The 19,981-nt window shown below is 72.4% G+C and carries 16 protein-coding genes; 9 read left to right on the top strand and 7 right to left on the bottom strand.

The annotated features are described in order from the left end of the window. The first annotated feature begins 65 nt into the window (after positions 1-65). From ACIRVH_RS00790 to fxsT, 6 genes are all read left to right on the top strand, one after another. A complete protein-coding gene (locus ACIRVH_RS00790) occupies positions 66-818 on the top strand; it encodes a response regulator transcription factor (protein WP_403947106.1) in 753 nt (250 codons plus the stop codon). Further along, on the top strand, positions 815-2,260 hold the full coding sequence (locus ACIRVH_RS00785; protein ID WP_403947104.1) for a sensor histidine kinase: 1,446 nt from the start codon (positions 815-817) through the stop codon (positions 2,258-2,260). The genes ACIRVH_RS00790 and ACIRVH_RS00785 overlap by 4 nt, the downstream gene beginning before the upstream one ends. A gap of 68 nt (positions 2,261-2,328) precedes the next feature. Further along, complete coding sequence (locus tag ACIRVH_RS00780) at positions 2,329-3,396, top strand: hypothetical protein (RefSeq protein WP_403947102.1); 1,068 nt, start codon at positions 2,329-2,331, stop codon at positions 3,394-3,396. 104 nt (positions 3,397-3,500) lie between these two features. Then, positions 3,501-5,000, top strand: coding sequence for a hypothetical protein (locus ACIRVH_RS00775; protein ID WP_403947100.1), 1,500 nt, complete (start codon positions 3,501-3,503; stop codon positions 4,998-5,000). A 38-nt stretch (positions 5,001-5,038) separates the two neighbouring features. Further along, positions 5,039-6,142, top strand: a complete 1,104-nt coding sequence (locus tag ACIRVH_RS00770; RefSeq protein WP_403947098.1) for an AAA family ATPase — start codon at positions 5,039-5,041, stop codon at positions 6,140-6,142. Then, the gene (gene fxsT, locus ACIRVH_RS00765) at positions 6,139-10,515 is read left to right on the top strand and encodes an FxSxx-COOH system tetratricopeptide repeat protein (RefSeq protein ID WP_403947096.1); all 4,377 of its coding nucleotides are present in this window, start codon (positions 6,139-6,141) and stop codon (positions 10,513-10,515) included. The genes ACIRVH_RS00770 and fxsT overlap by 4 nt, the downstream gene beginning before the upstream one ends. Before the next feature lie 118 nt (positions 10,516-10,633). Here fxsT and ACIRVH_RS00760 read toward each other — a convergent pair whose 3' ends face one another. The 7 genes from ACIRVH_RS00760 to ACIRVH_RS00730 all read right to left on the bottom strand — a co-directional run bounded on the left by ACIRVH_RS00760 (position 10,634) and on the right by ACIRVH_RS00730 (position 17,626). After that, positions 10,634-12,523: an HEXXH motif domain-containing protein gene (locus ACIRVH_RS00760; protein ID WP_403947094.1), complete on the bottom strand. Its 1,890-nt coding sequence runs from the start codon at positions 12,521-12,523 to the stop codon at positions 10,634-10,636. Positions 12,524-12,557: 34 nt separating this feature from the next. Further along, a complete protein-coding gene (locus tag ACIRVH_RS00755) occupies positions 12,558-12,734 on the bottom strand; it encodes a hypothetical protein (protein ID WP_403947092.1) in 177 nt (58 codons plus the stop codon). A gap of 134 nt (positions 12,735-12,868) precedes the next feature. Beyond that, entirely contained in the window at positions 12,869-14,161 is a 1,293-nt protein-coding gene (locus tag ACIRVH_RS00750) for a PP2C family protein-serine/threonine phosphatase (protein ID WP_403947781.1), read from the bottom strand. 79 nt (positions 14,162-14,240) lie between these two features. Next, positions 14,241-14,648, bottom strand: coding sequence for a peptide-methionine (R)-S-oxide reductase MsrB (msrB, locus tag ACIRVH_RS00745; RefSeq protein WP_403947090.1), 408 nt, complete (start codon positions 14,646-14,648; stop codon positions 14,241-14,243). Positions 14,649-14,662: 14 nt separating this feature from the next. Next, on the bottom strand, positions 14,663-16,054 hold the full coding sequence (gene murC, locus ACIRVH_RS00740; RefSeq protein WP_403947088.1) for a UDP-N-acetylmuramate--L-alanine ligase: 1,392 nt from the start codon (positions 16,052-16,054) through the stop codon (positions 14,663-14,665). Between the two features lie 98 nt (positions 16,055-16,152). Continuing rightward, positions 16,153-16,626: an indole-3-glycerol phosphate synthase gene (locus tag ACIRVH_RS00735; protein WP_403947086.1), complete on the bottom strand. Its 474-nt coding sequence runs from the start codon at positions 16,624-16,626 to the stop codon at positions 16,153-16,155. 127 nt (positions 16,627-16,753) lie between these two features. Further along, positions 16,754-17,626, bottom strand: coding sequence for a pyrimidine reductase family protein (locus tag ACIRVH_RS00730; RefSeq protein WP_403947084.1), 873 nt, complete (start codon positions 17,624-17,626; stop codon positions 16,754-16,756). 37 nt (positions 17,627-17,663) lie between these two features. Here ACIRVH_RS00730 and zapE point away from each other — a divergent pair, with 37 nt between their 5' ends. The 3 genes from zapE to ACIRVH_RS00715 all read left to right on the top strand — a co-directional run bounded on the left by zapE (position 17,664) and on the right by ACIRVH_RS00715 (position 19,981). After that, positions 17,664-18,767: a cell division protein ZapE gene (gene zapE, locus ACIRVH_RS00725; RefSeq protein ID WP_403947082.1), complete on the top strand. Its 1,104-nt coding sequence runs from the start codon at positions 17,664-17,666 to the stop codon at positions 18,765-18,767. Between the two features lie 165 nt (positions 18,768-18,932). Continuing rightward, positions 18,933-19,328, top strand: a complete 396-nt coding sequence (locus tag ACIRVH_RS00720) for a hypothetical protein (protein WP_403947080.1) — start codon at positions 18,933-18,935, stop codon at positions 19,326-19,328. Between the two features lie 74 nt (positions 19,329-19,402). After that, positions 19,403-19,981: a carbonic anhydrase gene (locus ACIRVH_RS00715; protein ID WP_403947078.1), complete on the top strand. Its 579-nt coding sequence runs from the start codon at positions 19,403-19,405 to the stop codon at positions 19,979-19,981.

Raw genomic sequence — 19,981 nt, 5'->3', positions numbered from 1 at the left:
TGGGAGTCGAGCTTCGCCCGGGGATGCTGTCGTTTTCCTGTCGGACGACTTTCAACTGGATATCGATGTGCCCGGCGGGGACGGCCGGGTCTGGCGCGACGGTGCCCGTGGCGGAGGATGAGCGGGTGGAGAAAGTACGACTTCTGGTCGTGGACGACGACCCGCCGATCGCCGACCTGGTCGCCACGGTCGCCCGGTACGAGGGCTGGGAGGCGGTCACGGCGTACTCCGGTGAGGAGGCGCTCACCCGGGCCGCGGAGTTCCGGCCGGACATCGTCGTCCTGGACCTGATGCTGCCCGATGTGGACGGCTTCGGCGTTCTCGACCGGCTGCGCGGCTCCGGGACGATGGTGCCGGTGGTGTTCCTCACCGCGCGCGACGGCGTCGCCGACCGGGTCGCCGGGCTCACCCGGGGCGGGGACGACTACCTGGTCAAGCCGTTCGCGGTGGAGGAGCTGATGGCCCGGCTGCGCACGGTGCTGCGGCGCAGCGCCGGCCCCGGCTTCGCGCGCTCGGTGCTGCGGGTCGCCGACCTGACCCTGGACGAGGACACCCGCGAGGTCCGCCGTGCCGAGCGGCTGCTCGCCCTGACGCCCACCGAGTTCGAGGTGCTGCGCTATCTGATGCGCAAGTCGCCGTCCGTGCTCACCAAGGCGCAGATCCTCGACCACGTCTGGGAGTACGGCTTCGGCGGCCGCTCGAACGTCGTCGAGCTGGTCGTCAGCCGACTGCGCCGCAAGCTCGACGAGCCGGGCGCCGAGCCGCTGATCCACACGGTGCGGGGCTTCGGGTACGCCGTGCGGCAGGCCGCCCGGTGATCGCCCGGCTGCGCCATGCCTACGGCAGACTCCGCCTCGGCACCCGCCTGGCCCTGGGCCTCGGCGCGCTGTCCCTGGTGGTGTTCGCGGTGGTCGGCACGGCCCTGACGACGTACATGCGGAACTATCTGTCGGACCAGCTCGACGCGCAGCTCGGGCTCGCCCAGGTCGCCCAGTCCAAGAGCATCGCCGAGCAGGGCACGCTCCAGGGCAAGAAGTACTACCGCTGGTACTACGCCGTGTACGACGTGTCGGACGGCACCCCCGTCCTGCGCAGGCCCGAGGAGAACACCGACCTCCCCCGGGACATCGCCGACGTCACCGCCGTGGCCCGGGCGCAGATCGCCGCCGGCACCGAGGTGCTGCGCACCGAGCACCTCGCGGGCCGGGGCGAGTACCGGCTGCGCGCCTGCGAGGTGGAGCCCGGGGTGGTCCTGGTCAGCGGCGCGCCCATGGACGACATCGAGAACACGGTACGGCGGCTGGTCACGGTCCAGGTGGTCACCTTCGGGCTCGCGCTGCTGGCGCTCGTGGTGTTCGGCCGCAGGACGCTCAGGCGCGGCCTCGAACCGCTCGGCGACATGGCGCACACCGCCCACGGCATCGCCTCGCACGACCTGACGGAGACGGCGGCGCGGCTGCCGGTGCGCGCGGACGGGCGCGACGGCGGCCCGGAGGTGGCGGAGCTGCGCACCGCCTTCAACACGATGCTGGACCACATCGACGACGCGCTCGCCGTGCGCGCGGAGGCCGAACAGCGGCTGCGCCGCTTCGTCGCGGACGCCTCGCACGAGCTGCGCACGCCGCTGATGTCGGTCCGGGGCTACGCGGACCTCTTCCAGTACTCCGCCGCCAACGCCCCCGAGGAGCGGGAGAGGCACCTGGCCCGGCTGCGCGCCGAGGCCGCCCGGATGGGAGTCCTGCTGGACGACCTGCTGCTGCTCGCGCGCCTGGACGCGGCGGAGGTGGACGCCCCGTTGCGGCTGCAGAACACGGATCTGGTGGAGCTGACCGAGGAGGCGGCCGCCGCCTTCCGGGCCGGCCACCCGGAGCGCCCGCTGACGGTCGCGTCCGGTCCGGCCTCGGTGCAACTGCGCCTGGACCCGCACCGCATCCGGCAGGTGCTGGACAACCTGCTCACCAACGCCGCGGTGCACACGCCGGCCGGGACGCGCGTGTCGATGGCGGTGTCCGTCACGCCGGACGCCGCCCTGGTCCGGGTCGCCGACGCGGGCCCGGGCATCCCGGCCGCCGACCGGGACCGCGTCTTCGACCGCTTCTACCGGGTGGACAAGGCCCGCAGCCGGGACCGGGGCGGCAGCGGGCTGGGCCTGTCGGTGGCGCGGGGGCTGGTGGAGGCGCACGGCGGAAGCCTCGGTCTTGACCGGGAGGAGGGGCTGACGGTGTTCACGGTCGGCCTGCCCCTGAGGGCCGCGCACTGAACGACCTCCGCCTCCTTCAGGGCGGTTCCCCTGGCCCCGGGCATCCCTCACCATGGAGGGTCCGGGGCATGGCGAGGGGGCGGTCTGTGCAGGCGGAGAAGGTCGACGCGTTCGTGCTGACGGCGATCGAGCCCGAGTACCTGGCCGTCGTCGGCCATCTCGGCCCCGGCCGCGAAAGACGCACGGCCGACGGTGCCGTGTACGAGATCGGACACTTCCGCGGAGAGCGCGGCGAGCTGACGGTCGGCGTGCAACTGGCCGGACCCGGCAACGAGTTGGCGGCGGCGCTGGCCGAGCGGGCGGTGGCCCGGCTGCGCCCCTCGGTGCTGCTTCTCGTGGGCGTCGCGGGCGGCCGCAAGGACGCGCGGCTCGGCGACGTGGTCGCGGCGGACACGGTCCACGGCTATGAGAGCGGCCGGGACGAGCGGGACGCCTTCCGTCCCCGGATCAAGTCCTGGCCGTCGGCCTTCGCCCTGGTGCAGCGGGCCCGCCTGGTCGCGGCCGACCGGCGGTGGCAGGGCCGTATCGAGCCGCCGCCCGAGCGGGCCCCGGCCGCGCACGTCGGTGCGCTGGCCGCGGGCGCGAAGGTCGTCGCGCACGCCGAGTCGGCGTCCGGCAGGCTGCTCGACGAGGTGGCGGGCGACACGCTGGCCGTGGAGATGGAGGGCCTCGGCCTGCTCACGGCGGCCAGGATCAATCCCCGGGTGCAGGCCCTCGTGATCCGGGGCGTCTCGGACCTGCTGGGCGACAAGGACTCCGCGCACGACTCCCATTGGCAGCCCGTCGCCGCCCGGCACGCGGCCGCCTTCGCCTTCGAACTGCTGGCCACGCTGGGCGGCGATGCGCCCCGGGAGCCCCTGTCCACCCGCCAACTGGGCGAACTGACCACTCTGTTGCTCGCGGTGCCGGGCATCACCACTCCCGTCGCCTGGCAGCAGCTCCTGGACACCCTGCCGGGCATAGGCGACCTGACCAGCCGTCAGCACAGCAGCCGCCTGGAGGCGCTGTCGCTGCTGCGCACCTGCGAGTCCGCGGAAGGGTGGTCGGCCCTCATGGAGGCACTCGACGCACTGTGGCCCGGCACCCCGGCGACAGAGGAGATACGGCACTATCTGATGGAACATCAACTCATCTGAGCAGCACGTGACTTGGGACTACCAACTGTCGCCGGGCGTTCACCCGAATCGCTTGGCGGAGGTCGACGGCTGTGGAAGAGTGCACGGCCATGAAGGGATGAGGAATGACTGCCTACGGGGGCGGCGGTCTCGGACTCGTGCGCGAGTTCGCGGAAGCCTTGGGCAAGTGCGCCAGCTTACAGGAGCGGAGTTCGCGGGCCCTGTGCCTCCGGCTCATGGCCAAGGAACTCGGCACCCCTCCGGCAGTCCGGGAGTACGACGTGGCGCACTACTTCCTCCTGGAACTCGCCTCGGTCTGCCTGGAGAGCCGGAGGACGATGCGGGCCCTGCTGGAAGCGCTCACCGCGTTCCACGAGGACGTCACGGAGATCAGGGCGCTGACCGAGAACCTGATCGCCGAGCCCGCGCTCCCGGTCGACGAGGTCCTCTCGCTCCGCCCCCTGCTCGACGGCTTCGCGCCGCCCAACCTGCCCGCGCTGTACCGCAGAGCCGTCGGCAACCTGCGGCCGGTTCCCGCCTACCCCGACGCCTGGAGCGCCTTCGAGGGGCTCAGCCGGCTCAACGCCCGTCCGGACGGGCTGCCGCCCACCCTCGCCTTCGTCGAGTACGCGGCCGCGGAGGCCCCGCACGACCGGCGCTTCGCGCTGCGGTCCTGGAACGACGGCCAGGCCCAGGCCCTGTCGCTGCTCACGGAGCTGCGCAACCTGCGGCAGCAGGCCGCGTACGCCGGTACGCCCGAGCCGGGCAACGCCTACCTGGTGGTCCGCCTGCTGCGCAGGGAGGAGGCGGGCCGTTACCTGCTCACCTCATGGCATCACTACGACCCGGACGACCCGGACGCCTGGCGTCCCCGGCAGGAGAGGAGCGTGGAGGTGACGCTGGCCGAGGCGGAACGGGAGGTGGAGCGGCTGGTCTTCGAGGCCGACGAGCACTGGGCCCGGGACGCCGACCGCATCCATGTGGAGTTCCTGCTGGGCTCCGACGACCTGACCCTGCCGGTGCACCGCTTCCGCACCGAGCTGGACAGCGATCCGGTGTCGCACCTGAGCGTGGGGTACTGCGTGGTCGTACGAAGCCTGCAGCGGAGCCGGACGCGACGGTGGTTTCGCGCCTGGGAGCAGCGCTGGACGGCCCTGCGGGACACCCCGGAACTCGCCCGGCCGCTCGTCGTGGGCGGTAAGCGGACCGAGGATCCGCGGTCCGGGGACGTGTCCGGCCTCGACGCCCGGCTGCGGGGCGACAGATCGGTCGGCTGTCTCGTGCTGTCCGGGCCGCCGGAGGGCTCCGGCGAAGGGGCGCAGGAAGCACTCGTCGCGCTGCGCTGCGGGGTACCCGCCCTTCTGTGGGACACCCGTGACGCGCGTGACCTGAGGAGACCGCAGGCCGTTGTCCACTCCGACGACAGCGTATACGGCTTGTTCCGCAACCTTTCAGGGCTCCGTGAGGCCGTGACAGAATTGCGAACCGAAGCCCACGGGGGTTCCTTGAACGGCCGCGACGATCATCCGGGGCACCACCTGGTACTCCTCTGGGACGACCCGACCCGGCCGGTCGAGAGCCCTCAGCCGTTGACGGGACCGGACCAGGGGGTGGACGGTCGATGACCGGCGCTGCCCAATTCGAGGGGAACGGCACGGGGGCCATGTCCACGCGCCTTCCGCGGCCTTGGTGGATCTACCGGGGTACCGGACTGCCCCTGCGAGACATCGAACTGACCGAGGTGCTGCCGAAGGCCCCACCGTGGCGGACGTTCACGGGGACTTCCGCGTCCGCCGACGGCGCCTCGGGGACGGCGGCGCCGGTGGAGCCGCCCGCGCCGCCGCAGGACGAGGCCGAGCTGCGGCGCCGGCTCGGGGCGGCCCGCGAGGGCACGGTGCCCGACCCCACCGAGGTCGACCTGGTGAACGCGGCGCTGATCCTGCGCCGTCCCCTGCTGGTCACCGGCCGCCCCGGCACGGGCAAGTCGTCGCTGGCCTACCGCATCAGCCGGGAACTGCGCCTGGGCCGGGTGCTGCGCTGGCCGATCACCTCCCGCACCACACTGGGGTCCGGTCTGTACCGCTATGACGCAGTGGGCAGGATCCACGCGGCTGCCACGACGGACGCCCGGACCACCGCGCCCGAGGACCGGACGCCGGGAGACACCGCCGCCGCTTCGGACATCGGCGCCTTCCTCGAACTCGGCCCGCTCGGCACGGCGTTGTTACCCCACGCCCTGCCCCGGGTGCTGCTCGTCGACGAGTTCGACAAGGCCGACATGGACCTGCCCAACGACCTGCTCGACGCCTTCGAGGCGGGCGAGTTCACCATTCCGGAACTGGCCCGGCTGCGCGGTCACCAGCGGGTGGTGGAGGTACGGTCCGACGACCCCGACCGCACGGTCCGGATCCGGGACGGCCGGATCCGCTGCCGGGAGTTCCCCCTCGTCGTCATCACGAGCAACGACGAGCGCGAGTTCCCGCCCGCCTTTCTGCGCCGCTGCCTGCACCTCCACTTCAAGGAGCCGGAGCGGGACCGCCTGGCCGACATCGTGGCCGCCCACCTCGGATCGCAGGACGACGATCCACGGGTCGCCGAGCTCATCCGCCTGTTCGCCGAGCGCAGCGCCCAGGAGAACGGCCTCGCGACGGACCAGCTCCTCAATTCCATCTGGCTCGCCACGTCCGGCGCGTACTCCCGTGGCGCCGACTGGGAGGCACTGCTGCGCGCCGTCTGGCACCGACTCGACGGCGTGAGAGAGACGTGACGCAGGGCAGCGGCACCGAACCGGCTCCCGCGGACCGGGAGTCGTTCGGTGCCTCGTGGTCCGAGATCGCCGACGCCCTGCTCCTCCTGGCCGCCGGCGCGGGCGACGGCCCCGCGGACCGCCGGGCGGACGCACCGGATCCGCCCGCGTCCGAGCCGGAGCCGCCCGCCGCACCGCCGGCCGACGCCGGACCGGAGGAGGAGGCGGGCACCCCGGAGCCGCCGGCACCGCACGAGCGGAGCGACACCCCGGATCCGGGCGCCTCGGCGGCGCATGCCCCGCAACCCGCCGGGGCCGTGCGCGCCGTCGACGTATCGCAGGACGCCCCGACCGGACCGGCGCCGGAACGTGTGCCGCCGGCCGTCGGCGTGCCCGCCCCCTCCCACCGCTCGGCCTGGCCCCCGATCCGGGCGCGCGAGCTCGCCCGCGCCTTACGCCCCTTCAAGCGGACGACCGCCTCGGTGACGCAGAAGGAGCTGGACGAGGCGGCGACCGCGGAGTCCACCGCGCTCAGCCTTCGCTGGATCCCGCGGTTCCGGCCGCTGCGCGAACGGTGGATGGACGTCGTGCTGGTCGCCGACGTCAGCTCGTCCATGGCCGTGTGGCGGCACACGGTGAGCGAGTTCGAGCAGGTCCTGCGGCACACCGGCGCCTTCCGGGACATCCGGGTGCACACCCTCGACGGCGACCGGATGGCCGAGGCGGACCCGCCCTGGCACATCGGGCCCGCGCCCCTGACCGTGCGGCCGCCCGACCGGGGACGCCTGATGGTGTTCCTGGTGACCGACGGCGTGGGACCCGGCTGGCGCAGCGGACGGGCGGCCCGCCTGCTCGGGGACTGGGCCCGGCACGCCTCCGTGGCCGTGGTGAACGTGCTGAACCAGCCGGTGTGGCACCGCACCGGCCTGCCCGCCCGGCTCGCCCGGGTGCGCGTCCCGGGGCCGGGCGCACCCAACCGCACCTGGAAGGTGGGGGGTACCACGGCGGCGGACGCGCCGGTCGTCCCGGTCCTGGAGCTGACCCCGGCCTGGCTCGGCCGCTGGGCCCGGCTGGCGACGGGGCTGACGGCGGGCGCCCACGACCTCTGGGTCACCTCTCCCGGCGCGGGCCGGCACCAGGAGCCGGCCGACGAGGAGAGCGCACGCCGTGATGCGATGGAGCGCGTCTCGCGGTTCCGGGCCGACGCGAGCCCGGCGGCCTGGGACCTTGCCGCGCGCCTGGCCGCGATCCCGCTCAACATCCCCACCATGGAGCACGTGCTGCGCACCGGCGCGGTGGGAACGGGCCCCGGCGAACTGGCCGAGGTCATGCTGGGCGGCCTGCTGCGCCGGGTCGGCAGCGCTCCCCCGGACGCGGTGGACATCGCCTACGAATTCCACGACGGGGTCCGCGAGTTGATGCTGTCCGCAGGCGAGTCGCGGGACGAGACCCGGTATCTGCTGCGCAGCACCCTGGAACTGCTGAGCCGTACCTGCCGGCCACTACGGGAACTCGGCGCACTCCTGGACGACCCCCGGGCCTCCCCGCCGGACTCCCCGTTACCCGAACGGCTGATTCCCTACGCCCACGTTCAGGTGACCGTGACCAGGGCACTGAGCGGCCCCTATCTGGAGTCGTCACGCAGGCTCCGCAGCCGCCTGGAGCAGTCCACGTCCGCACTCTCGGCCCAGACCGGCCATCTCGAGGTGATAAACGTGACCAATGGACGCAAAAGCCCCGAGACGGCTCATGGAGCCAGGGGCGACCACACCCCGGACGCGCAATCCAGAGACACACGCAACCTACCTGATATTTCGGATAGTTCGATAGAAGGAGCATCTGTGTCAGTCCCCCTCGTCCGAAGCTCTCCGCCAGTGGAAGAGCGTCGGACCGGAGATCCCGCCGTCTGGAACGTCCAGCCCAGGAACCCCAGCTTCACCGGGCGGGCGAAAGAGCTGGCGGCACTCCACCAGAGGCTGACCACCGAAGGGGCTACCGCCGTTCTGCCGGAGGCACTGCACGGCCTCGGCGGCGTCGGAAAGACACAGATCGCCATCGAATACGTGCACCAGCACGCATCGGAGTACGACGTCATCTGGTGGATGTCCGCCGAGCGCCCGGAGCAGATCCGGCAGTCACTGACACAGCTCGGCGCGGCACTCGGCCTGGAGACGGGCGGCGAGCAGGAGATCACCATCGCGACGGTCCTCGCCGCGCTGAGTTCCGGCCGCCCCTACCGCCGCTGGATGCTCGTCTTCGACAACGCCGAGGACCCCGACACGGTCCGGCGCTTCTTCCCCGCTCAGACAACCGGCAGGATCCTCGTGACCTCACGCAACGCACAGTGGGGCCGCGTCGCACGGACGGTCGACATCGACGTGTTCACCACCGAGGAGAGCATCGAACTGCTCGCCCGGCGCGGACCGGAGCTGCAGCACGAACAGGCGGCCCGGATCGCCCAGGCCCTGGGCAACCTTCCCCTCGCCCTGGAGCAGGCCGCCGCCTGGCTGTCCGAGACCGGCATGCCGGTGGACGAGTACCTGCACATCTTCGAGGACGAACGCGCGGACCTGGACTCCCAGCGCAGCGAACTGCTCGCCGCCGGGGTTCCGGTCGACTACCCGGAACCGGTCGCCGCCGCCTGGAACATGTCCCTCGGACGACTGGCCGAGCGGCACCCCGGAGCCCACCAACTCCTGCAGGTCTGCTCCTTCTTCGCGCCCGAACCGATCCCTCGTCGCATCTTCGCCGGTGTCCGCGGTGTCGAACTCCCCGCCGAACTCACCCAGGTGCTGCGCAGCCCCGTCAAACTCGGCGAGGCCATCCGGGAGATCAACCGGTACTCGCTCATCAAGATCAACCACCGGGACGGCACCATCCAGATGCACCGCCTGGTGCGCGCCGTCCTCGTGGGCCGTATGTCCCCGCAGGAGCAGGCCGACATGCGCCACGCCGCGCACGTCCTGCTCGCCAACTACGACCCGGTGGACGTGGCGGCCGTGAACTGGCCCCGGTACGCGGAGCTGCTGGTGCACGCCCGCTTCTCCCGCGCCCTGGAGTGCGACGACGGCTGGGTACGGGACATGGTGGTCAACATCGTCCGCTATCTGCACGGCTCGGGTGACTACCTGACGTGCCGGGAGTACGGCCGTGAGGTGGTCGACGCCTGGACCGCGCAGCGCGGCGACACCGACCTGCAGACACTGAACGTCGCCGGCACGCTCGGACACACGCTTCGCGCCCTGGGCGACTTCCGGGAGGCCGCGGAGCTGAACGACAAGAGCCTGCGGCTGCTGCGGGAGAGTGTCGGGGAGGACCATCCGGACACGCTCGCCGCCATCGGCGCGGTGTCGCAGAACACCCAGATCCGGGGCGACTTCGAGGCCTCGGTGCAGCTGGAGGAGGACCGCTGGCGGCGCGCCGTCCGCGTGTTCGAGGACGGTGACCCCACCCTGCTGGCGGCCGCCAACGACCACGCCCTCGCGCTGCGGCTGGTCGGCAAGTACACCCAGGCGCTCTCCATCGACACCCAGGCCCGGGACGCGGCCAACAGGTCGCTGGGCTACGACGCCCTGCTGACCCTGCTCATCACCAGTAACCTCTCCATCGACGTGCGGGAGTCCGGCGACTACCTGCGCAGCCGGGAGATGCAGGAGGAGACCCTGCAGCGCGTCCGGCACGTCATCAAGGACCGTGCCGCCCCGGTGAGTCTGATCGCCGCCCGCACCCTGGCCGTGGCCCGCCGTAAGGCCGGGGACCACTCCGGCGCCCTCGAACTGAACGAGGAGACGGTGCGGCTGTACCGGAGCAAGTTCGGCGAGCGGAACCTGAACGTGGCCGCGACCGTGCTCAACCTCTCCATGGACCTGCGGCAGAACGCGGACCTCGAAAAGGCCCGTGCCGTGGGAGTCCAGTGCCTGAACACGCTGCGCGACCTGCTGGGTCCACGGCATCCCTACACCCTGGCGGCCGCCGCCGACCTCGCGGTGACGAGGCGGCTGATCGGCGAGGTGGACGAGGCGCTGGCCGCGGACAGAGAGACGTACGAGTTGCACTGCGCCGCCCTCGGCGAGGAGCATCCGGCCTCCCTGGGCATCGCGATCAACCTGGCCAGCGACCACTATGCGCTCGCCGACTACGCCGAGGCGATCGCGATCGACGAGCGCACGCTGCCGCTGTGCCGGGCCCAGCTGAGTGACGACCACCCGGCCACCCTGGCCTGCTCGATGAACCTGTCACTCGACCTGCGGGCGCTCGGCCGGAACGAGGAGGCCCAGCGCCTGCTCGCCGACACCCAGGAGCGCTACCGCGCCAAGCTGGGCAACAGCCACCCGGCCACCGTGGGGTGCGCCCGTGGCATGCGCGCGGACTGCGACGTGGAGGTGCACCGCTAGGTCCTGTCGTCGGACTCCCGTCGTCCGTCCGCAGGACGGGCCGTGCTGCGGGCGGGAGTTCGACTCCGGGGCCCGGCCCGGCCGCCCGTCGCGTCCGGGTGGGCCGGCCACCGGCACCTCATCCGTGTGCGGTGGCGTCGTCGGGTGGCGTCGCCGTCCAGGCGGCGACCGAGTCCGGGCCCTGATCCAGGCCCCGGCGCAGGAGTTCCTGGTGGAGGGCGGCCACCAGCTCGGGGCGGTGCAGCAGGGCGTCCCTGGCCCGCCCCTCGGGCAGGCTGAGGCCCAGGCCCGCCCAGGCGACCGGGTCGGCCGGGTCCTCGGCGACCAGACGGCGGTAGCCGGCCAGCGCGGCGGCGCGGTCCCCGGCCGCCCAGGCGTAGTCCGGCACGGAGGCGCCGGCCAGGGTCGGCGGATCCTCGCGCAGGCGGGCGAAGCGCTCCGGGTCGCCGAAGCGGATACGCATCAGGCGGGTCCGGACCTCCGGTGCCGGCGGCCCGGTCAGCGGACGGACCTCCGGGTACCGGTGCGGGGGCGGCTGCCCGCCCTCGAAGGCGTCCGCCCAGGCCCGGACCCGGTCCGGGTCACAGCTGAGCTGGGAGAGCCGGAAGACCGTCCGGTGGTCGTCGCGGGCCTCCTCCGCGGCCTGGCCGGCGGCGGCCGGAACCGGTTCCTTGAGCAGGGCCGTGAGGGTGTGCTCCATCGCGCGCAGGCAGTGCTCGCCCAGCTCGGTGAGGGACGCCTCGGACCACAGGGTGCGCAGCCCTTCCTCGACCTGCCCCCGGCGCAGCGCGAACTCGAAGTCGGCCTGGGCGCGTTCGGCGTCCGAGAGACCGGTGCCCTCGCGCAGGGCCTGCCAGAAGGACGCCACGCCCAAAAACGCGTAGACGCCCTGCAGAATCCCCCGCAGCGGTCTCGGATCGGCGCGCCAGGGTGCGTAGTGGGTCTCCTCGAGGCCGCCGCGCAACAGGGTGACCAGGTCCAGGAGAGCGCTGAGCTTGATGTGCTGGGCTTCGTGGACGAGGGCCGCGGCGAGGTCGAGCGAGTGGGCCGGCCTGCTCATCAAGAAGCCCCCGTACGATTCGGGGGCGCTGCCGCTGAAGAGGTCCGCGGGGCTGCGATCGGGCAGCGGGGTGAGGGCGAGCAGGCAGTCCGCGACTCCGCCGGGATCGACGCGGTGCTGCGCCGCCACATGCCGCCAGGCGGCCTGGTACAGCTCACGCCACCGGGCCACCTCGTCCTCGCCCAGTCGCTCGACCGGCATGCGGCGCAGGTAGTGCCGCCAGGGGTCGAGGTCCTCCAGCGCCGGAGCGCTCGCCACCTCGGCGTGCGTGGCGCGCAGCCGTCGTATCGCCCACCAGCCGGGGGCGTCGCGGCCGAGGTCGTCGGGCAGGCGCACCGTGCCGGTGTGACAGCGCACTCCGGCACCGTTGTCGTCGCGGAAGGCCTCCACGACGGACTCGGCGGACGGGGGCGCAGCGGACGGCAGCACCGCCCAGCCCAGAGACGGGAACAGGACGCCCGTGCCGAGGACCGGGACATGGACACGGAACGGGATACCTGCCGCGAGGGCGGCCGCGGCGGCCAGCGCATGCAACTGCGCGGCGTCCCGCCACACCTCCGGCTGGGGAGCTGACGCGGAATCGGCTCGCAGCCCTCGGAGTACGCGGGCCAGCCAGCTCCCCACCGGGGGATGGAGCAGTACGGCCTCCACCGCCGCTCGGTCCGCCGCCTCGGCCTCGGCCAGGAGGTCCCAGGCCGTCTGCGCGGACGGCCATGCCGCGTCGGGCGGGACGTCCCGGTCGACTGTTTCGACCAGGGCCCGCAGGAGGACCAGCCGCCGGCTCCGCTGTGCCGTTCGCAGGGCCGCGACGGCATCGCGGCCGCCACCGCCGTGGGCGAGCTGCCGGAAGTGGGGCATGGTCAGCCGGTGCCGTGGGACACCGGTCGGCATCTGTCCGGAATCAGGCCCGGCTTCCGCGCCGTGGACCACGGGTCCGTCATCCGACACGGCTTCTCCTCGCCATCAGCCGGGCAGGAACATGTCAGCAACCACTCCCGGCGTTCGACGCCGCGCCCAGCGTGGGTGGGGAGTCGACCAGAGCCAGCAGGCGGCGGGCCGCCCCGCTCAACCCGGCGGACGCCAGGGAGCCGACGGCCGCCAGCGGCACTTCCGAGAGATCCACCAACTCGGTCTCGACATCGGGTGCCGACAGATCCACGGCCCGTCCCCCTCTCGACAGCACGCGCGTCTCCCTTCATGGTTGCTCAATCGCCGGGGTTGCGAAAGATGGCTGTCCGGCGGGAACAGGTCAACCACGCAGGATGTGCGAGGAGTTGACGGAGAGGGCGGGGCTCAGGAACCCATCGCCTCGGCGCCGTCCGCCACCGCCGCGCTCTCCCGCCGCGGATACGGCCGCGCCGCGAGGACCGCCACGTCGTCCTCCGCGTGGCGTGCGTCCAGGTTGGTCAGGATGGTGTCCAGGACCTCGTCCACGTCGTGGCCGGTGAAACGCAGGGCGGACAGGCGGGCCATGGAGCTGTCGATGTCCTCGCCACGGCGTTCCACGAGCCCGTCGGTGAAGAGCACCAGTGTCTGGTCGGGGGCCAGCTGGTGGGTGGCCGACTCGTAGCCGCCGAAACCGGTGCCGAGCGGCGGCCCGACCGGTACGGGCAGCGGTGCGGTCCGGCCGTCCCCGCTGATGAGCACGGGCGGCAGATGACCGGCGCTGGCGAGCGTGACCTGCCCCCGGCCGGGGTCGATCCGCGCCAGCAGACAGGTGGCCGGCCTCCGGTCGGCCTCGCCGGCGGCGATGTCGTCCATCTGCCGCAGCACGCGGTGCGGGGGCAGGTCGGAGGAGGCGATGTAGCGCAGCGAGGAGCGGTAGGCGCTCATGTCGACGGCGGCCTCCAGGCCGTGGCCCATCACGTCGCCGACGACCAGCAGGGTGCGGCCGAAATGGAGACGTACGGTCTCGCACCAGTCGCCGCCGACCAGCACCCGGCTGCTGCCGGCCGGGAGGTAGCGGATCGCGACGTCCAGGTTCGGGTGCGGCCGGCCGGGCTCCGCCAGCAGTGCGCGTTGCAGGTCACCGGCCGTCCGGCTGACCAGGTCGTAGGCGCGGGCGTGCCGGATGTGGGAGGCGGCGCGTTCGGCGAGGAGGGCGACTCGCTCGGCCTCCGAACGGGCGAACCGCGCTCCGTGCCGCCCCGCGACCAGGACGCCGTACTGGTCGTCGCCGCTGGTCAGAGGCACACAGATCGCGGGACGGCTGCGGCTGCCCGGCGGCTGCTCGGTCCAGGGCTCCGGTTGTCTGTCGACCGCCGGGGTGCCCGCCTCCCGGGCCACGGCCGTGGCCCATCGGACATCGGGCAGCACGTCCGGATCTCCGGCCATCGCCTCGTACCCGGAGACGGTCTTCCCGGTCCGCCGCATGACCGCGGCCGCGCCCCCCACCAGCCGTACGACGGCCCGGGTCAGCTCGGAGCAGGTGGTTTCCTCGTCGAGCGTCGTACCGATCGCGCCCGCGGCCGCCCGCAGGGCCGTCAGCCGGACCTCCTCGCCCTCCGGCTCACCGGCGCCGTCCGCGCGGTTGCCGTCAGCGGGCACGGACCTGCGACGGGCCTGGATCCAGCGCGCGACACCCATCACCTTCACAGAATCTCAAACCGGAGCGAGCCGGGCACCAGTCACAGGTGTCCCGGCCACCCCCGGAGCCCCGGAAGCCTCAGGACTCATCCGGCGTCAGCCGGAGCGAGATGCTGTTGATGCAATACCGCTGATCGGTGGGGGTCGAGTAGCCCTCACCTTCGAACACATGACCGAGGTGGGAGCCGCAGCGGGCGCAGCGCACCTCGGTGCGGACCATGCCGTGGGAGCGGTCCTCGATCAGCTCCACCGCGTCGGTGTCCTTCGGGTCGTAGAAGGACGGCCAGCCGCAGTGCGACTCGAACTTGGTCGTGGAGGTGAACAGTTCGGCCCCGCAGGCGCGACAGGAGTAGACGCCCTTGGTCTTGGTGTCCGTGTACTCACCGGTGAAGGCCGGTTCGGTGCCGGCCTGGCGCAGCACGGCGTACTCGGCCGGCGCCAGCTCCGCGCGCCACTGCTCGTCCGGCTTCTCGACGTCGTACGACATGAGCTTCAGCCCCTCTACTGCTGCGACAGGCGGTCCAGGATCTGCGGGCCCAGGTCGGTCACGTCGCCCGCGCCCATGGTGAGAACGAGATCACCGGGCTTCGCCATTCCCGCGATCACCGCGGGGATCTCCGCCTTGTCGTGCACGGCGGTGACGTCGGCGCCCGCCGCGCGCGCGGCCTCGATGATCAGCTCGCTGGTCACCCCGGGGATCGGGTCCTCGCGGGCCGGGTAGATGTCGAGCACGACCGAAGCGTCGGCGAGCGCCAGCGACTCGCCCATCTCCTTGCCCAGCTCCTGGGTGCGGGAGAAGAGGTGCGGCTGGAAGACGACCAGGATCCGGGAGTCACCGGCGGCGCCGCGCATGGCCTCCAGGTCGGCGGTCATCTCGGTGGGGTGGTGGGCGTAGGAGTCGATCACCTGCACACCGGCCGCCTCGCCCTTGAGCTGCAGCCGCCGCTTGACCCCGGTGTAGGCGGCCAGCGCGGGCGCCAGCTCGGCGGCGGGAATGCCGAGGGCCGCACCGGCGGCCAGCGCGGCGACCGCGTTCAGCGCGTAGTGGCGGCCGGGCACGGAGACCTCGAAGGTCAGCTCCTGCCCGTCCAGCACCGCGGTGACCTGGCTCTTCAGTCCCTGTGGCACGACGGCCAGGACCCGCACGTCGGCGTCCTCGGCCGCGCCGTACGTCACGGTCCGCACGGACCCGGCCAGCCGCCGCGTCAGCTCCCGCGCGCCCTCGTGGTCGGCGGAGATCACCAGCGTCCCGCCGGGCACGATCTTCCCGGCGAAGGTCTCGAAGGACTCGTAGATCTCGTCCATCGAGGCGTAGTTCGCGTGGTGGTCCAGCTCGACGTTGAGGACGATGGCGACCTCGGGCGCGTACTTGTGGAAGCTGCGATCCGACTCGTCGGCCTCGGCGACGAAGATGTCGCCCTCGCCGTGCAGCGCGTTCGAGCCGGGCGCGTCCAGATCGCCACCGATGGCGTACGACGGCTCACGGCCCAGCGCGCTCAGCGAGACCGCCAGCATCGACGTGGTCGTGGTCTTGCCGTGGGTACCGGCCACGGCGATCGGCCGCAGCCCGTCCATCAGCGCGGCCAGCGCGTCGGACCGGTGCACCACCGGGATGCCCAGTTCGGCGGCGCGGGCCAGTTCCGGGTTGTCCTTGCGGATGGCCGACGACACGACGACACAGCTCGCGTCGTCGGCGAGGTGCCCGGCGGCGTGCCCGATGTGCACGGTCACACCGAGCGCCCGCAGCGCCTCGGCGGTCGCCGACTCCTTGGCGTCACTCCCGGCCACCTCGGCCCCGCGCTGCGCGAGGATCTTGGCGATACCCGACATCCCAGCACCGCCGATGCCGATGAAGTGGGGTCGGTCCATGGCGGCAGGAAGTCCGGGTGCCATGCAAGTCTCCATAAGATCCAGTACGAGCCAGAGCAGCCCTAGCCTATGCGCTGAAGGACCGGGCACCTCGCAAGAGCCCCGGGGGGCAGCCGCAGCGCCTAGGCCTTGCTGTGCGAGAACAGCTTCAACACCGGCACCCCCACCTTGTGCCGAGCCCGGGAAGCCCAGTCCCGGTGGAAGAACTCCTCCACGTAGTGAGGGTCGGTCAGCACGATGACCTCGTCCGCGCCGGCCTCGGCGACCAAGGACTTCAGCGCGTCCAGCGGATGATCCTCGACCAGCCGCCCCACGGCCTCACTGCCGGCGGCCCGCAGGGCCTGAAGGGACACGTCGAGAGCCTGCTGCCCGACGCTCCGCGCCTCATCGCCCTCGGGTGTCCTGCCCTCGCGCCGGGCCTCGTCGAGTTCGCCGAGCGCGATGTCGTCGATGGCCCGCAGCAGCCGGTCCGCCTGGTCGCCGCGCGGCTGCAGGAGCACATGGAAGGAGACCTGCTCGTCTCCGTGCAAGGTCGTGACGAACTCCACGTCGGCGGACGTCAGGGCCTTCTCGATCATCAGAACGCTTGTGAACACGCGGCGCCTCTTCCCTCCATGGGCCCGGCAAGGCCCTGCGGAAACCATCCTGCCCCGTGCTCGCACGGGTAGTGCCGGACCTAGTCTGCCCGCCCAGGGCTAAACGGAACGGTAGATTCCGCCGATTTCAGGACCGGCGGTAACGACTGAACAGGAATCCGTCCTCTTCCAGCAGGGACGCGAGTTCGAAGCGGCGCGGAACGGCGACGGACGGCCCTCCGGCGATGCGCTGCGCGTCCCCCGCGCTGAGCATCGGCGACACGGTCAGACACAGCTCGTCGAGCACGTCCGCGGCCACCAGCTGACCGAGCAGCCGGGGTCCGCCCTCGGTGAGCTGCCGGGTGTGACCGAGGTCGGCGAGGGCGCGTACCGCGCGGGCCGGCTCGACGCCCATGCCCTCCCCGGCGACGACCACCCGGGCGCCGGCCTTCTCGGCGGCCGCGATCCGGTCCGGGGCCGCGGTGGCACCGGTGAGGATCACGGTGGGCACCAGGGGCGAGGTGAACAGGGGGAGCGAGAAGTCCAGGTCCAGGCCGGCGGTGACGATCGCGATCGCCGGGGCGGGGCCCTGTCCCGCGGCCTGCCGGGCCGCCGCGAACTCCGCACGCGCCCGTGCCGGGCGGTACTCCTCCTGCCGTACCGTTTCCGCACCCACCACGATCACGTCCGCGAGCGCACGGAGCGTGCCGAAGATGCGCATGTCGGCCGCGCTGGAGATGGGCTGGGAGTGCCCCTCGTGCTGGGCGGCGCCGTCGAGGGTCGAGACCATGTTGGCCCGCAGCCACGGCTGCCGGGCCCCGGAACCCGTCTCCGGATACGCGTAGGCGGCGGCCAGCTCGGCGAGGCTCCACTCCCGGTTCACGAGTGCGTCGGCACCGGTGGGCCCGCCGGGCCCACCCGGCGCGGGAGCCCCTGCCGCCCCGCCCACCTCCTCCCTCTCCGTGCCCCCGCCGAAGGCCTGGGCTGCTGTTTCGTAGGTCACAGGGAACAGGCGTCGCATGTCGTGCAGTGTGACACGGCGCTTAGCATGGGTAACCGTGTCGTCCTCCACCACCGCCCCCGGTTCCAGCCCTCTGACCGATGCGGGCCCCCTCTCCCTGTGCACCCGCGAGCCACACGTCCCCGCGGACCGGCTGGTCGCCGAGATGGTGCCGCCGCCGCGCTTCGACTCGGTGCGCTTCGCCACGTACCTCCCGGACCCGAACCAGCCCAGCCAGACCGAGGCCGTGGGGGTGCTGGACGGCTTCGCGGCCGGCCTCGGCGGTGCCCACGCCTCCGGCGCCGGCCGGCGCGGCCTCTTCGGGTTCGGCAGGGCCAAGGCGCCCAAGGTCCCGGCGGGCCCCCGCGGTGTCTACCTGGACGGCGGCTACGGCGTCGGCAAGACCCATCTGCTCGCCTCCCTGTGGCACGCCACCCCGGCCGAGCCCGCACTCAAGGCGTTCGGCACCTTCGTGGAGCTGACCAACCTGGTCGGCGCGCTCGGTTTCCAGAAGACCGTGCAGACGCTCAGCGGCCACCGCCTGCTGTGCATCGACGAGTTCGAGCTGGACGACCCGGGTGACACCGTGCTCGTCTCCACGCTGCTCGGCAAGCTGGTCGAGGCGGGCGTGGCGCTCGCCGCCACCTCCAACACGCTGCCCGGCAAGCTCGGTGAGGGCCGGTTCGCCGCCGCCGACTTCCTGCGCGAGATCCAGGGCCTGTCCGCCCACTTCCGCGCCCTGCGCATCGACGGCGAGGACTACCGCCACCGGGGCCTGCCGGAGGCCCCCGCGCCGTACTCGGACGAGCAGGTGACCAAGGCGGCGTACGCCACCGCGGGCGCCTCGCTGGACGACTTCCCGCATCTGCTGGAGCACCTGGCCAAGGTGCACCCGAGCCGGTACGGCGCCCTGACCGACGGGGTGAAGGCGGTGTGCCTGACCGACGTGCGGCCGGTGCCCGACCAGTCGACGGCGCTGCGGCTCGTGGTGCTGGCGGACCGGCTGTACGACCGCGAGGTCCCGGTGCTCGCCTCGGGCCTGCCGTTCGACCAGCTGTTCAGCGAGGAGATGCTGAACGGCGGTTACCGCAAGAAGTACTTCCGCGCGATATCCCGGCTCACCGCGTTGGCCCGGGACGCGAAGGGTCTCGTCAGCTCGTAGTCAAGAGCTGGATCTCGCCATCCGACCGGCACTTTTCACGCTCTCTTGCGCTCGTAACGCCCAGTTAACCCTGCAAAGGACTTTGCAGGGTTAACGTGTTTCTTGACCAACCATTGACCAAGGCTTGGTGCGTGCAAGAGGTGTGAACTCCTGGGAGGAGGGTGCATGTTCCGAGGTAAGAAGGCCCGGACCCTGCTTGCCCTGCTCGCCACCACCCTGCTCGCCCTGCAGTTCTTCGCACCCACGGGAACCTTCGCATCCGCGCATACGCTCAGTCATGCGAAGGCCAAGGCCGCACCCGAAACCGTGCGCCCCTCGAAGCCCGCGCGCACCAGCGCGAGCGCACTCCGCGACGGCGGCTGCACCCAGAACCCCGGCGGGGGCCGGCACCTGCGCGACCGGCAGCGCGGCCCCGCCTCCGGCTGCGCGCAGGAACACCCGCTCATAGCCCGGCAGACGGCGACCCCGCGATCGCCGGGCACGTCCGGTGCCCCGCACCACCGCACCACGAGATCCTCCAGAGCCCACTCCCCGGCAGCCCTTCAGGTCTTCCGCTGCTGATCGACGGCTCATCCCCCACGAACGTCGTGCAAGCCCGACGCGCCGCTGCGGCGCGCCAGGAGGAGTCCACACACATGCAGCCCCTCATCGACAACGCCCGTACCTTCGGACAGCGCCCTGAGGAGTTCGCCAAACTCGCAGAAGGCCAGTCCCCGCAGGTCCTGTTCATCACCTGCTCCGATTCCCGGGTCGTCCCGGCCCTGATCACCGGCGCCCGCCCCGGCGAGCTCTTCGAGCTGCGCACCGCGGGCAACATCGTCCCGCCGTACACCTCGCAGCACCCCACCGGCGAGGCCGCCACCATCGAGTACGCCGTGGAGGTGCTCGGCGTCCGCGACATCGTCGTCTGCGGCCACTCGCACTGCGGCGCCGTCGGCGCGCTGGTGCGCGGCGACGACCTGACCGCCGTACCCGCCGTGCGCGACTGGCTCGCGCACGCCACCCCGCGCCCGGCCGGTGCGGCCGAGGACCCGGAGGTGGCCGAGGGCGTCCAGAGCCATGTCCTGACCCAGCTGCTGCGGCTGCGCTCGTACCCGTGCATCGAGCGGAAACTGGCGCAGGGTCAGCTGGACCTGCACGCCTGGTACTACGAGGTGCACACCGGCGCCGTACGCACGCACCGCCCGCAGTCCGACACCTTCGAAGCCCTGTGA

The sequence above is a fragment of the Streptomyces sp. NPDC101165 genome (genome assembly GCF_044768135.1).
Classification (GTDB): Bacteria; Actinomycetota; Actinomycetes; order Streptomycetales; family Streptomycetaceae; genus Streptomyces.
This window is presented reverse-complemented; position numbering and strand designations above follow the sequence as displayed.

Excerpts from the sequence above, each read along its gene's own strand:
- ACIRVH_RS00790 (WP_403947106.1), top strand. The coding sequence starts at position 66 with ATGTGCCCGGCGGGGACGGCCGGGTCTGGCGCGACGGTGCCCGTGGCG.
- ACIRVH_RS00780 (WP_403947102.1), top strand. The coding sequence starts at position 2,329 with ATGGCGAGGGGGCGGTCTGTGCAGGCGGAGAAGGTCGACGCGTTCGTG.
- ACIRVH_RS00775 (WP_403947100.1), top strand. The coding sequence starts at position 3,501 with ATGACTGCCTACGGGGGCGGCGGTCTCGGACTCGTGCGCGAGTTCGCG.
- ACIRVH_RS00770 (WP_403947098.1), top strand. The coding sequence starts at position 5,039 with ATGTCCACGCGCCTTCCGCGGCCTTGGTGGATCTACCGGGGTACCGGA.
- ACIRVH_RS00750 (WP_403947781.1), bottom strand. The coding sequence starts at position 14,161 with ATGGGTGTCGCGCGCTGGATCCAGGCCCGTCGCAGGTCCGTGCCCGCT.
- msrB (WP_403947090.1), bottom strand. The coding sequence starts at position 14,648 with ATGTCGTACGACGTCGAGAAGCCGGACGAGCAGTGGCGCGCGGAGCTG.
- murC (WP_403947088.1), bottom strand. The coding sequence starts at position 16,054 with ATGGCACCCGGACTTCCTGCCGCCATGGACCGACCCCACTTCATCGGC.
- ACIRVH_RS00730 (WP_403947084.1), bottom strand. The coding sequence starts at position 17,626 with ATGCGACGCCTGTTCCCTGTGACCTACGAAACAGCAGCCCAGGCCTTC.
- ACIRVH_RS00720 (WP_403947080.1), top strand. The coding sequence starts at position 18,933 with ATGTTCCGAGGTAAGAAGGCCCGGACCCTGCTTGCCCTGCTCGCCACC.
- ACIRVH_RS00715 (WP_403947078.1), top strand. The coding sequence starts at position 19,403 with ATGCAGCCCCTCATCGACAACGCCCGTACCTTCGGACAGCGCCCTGAG.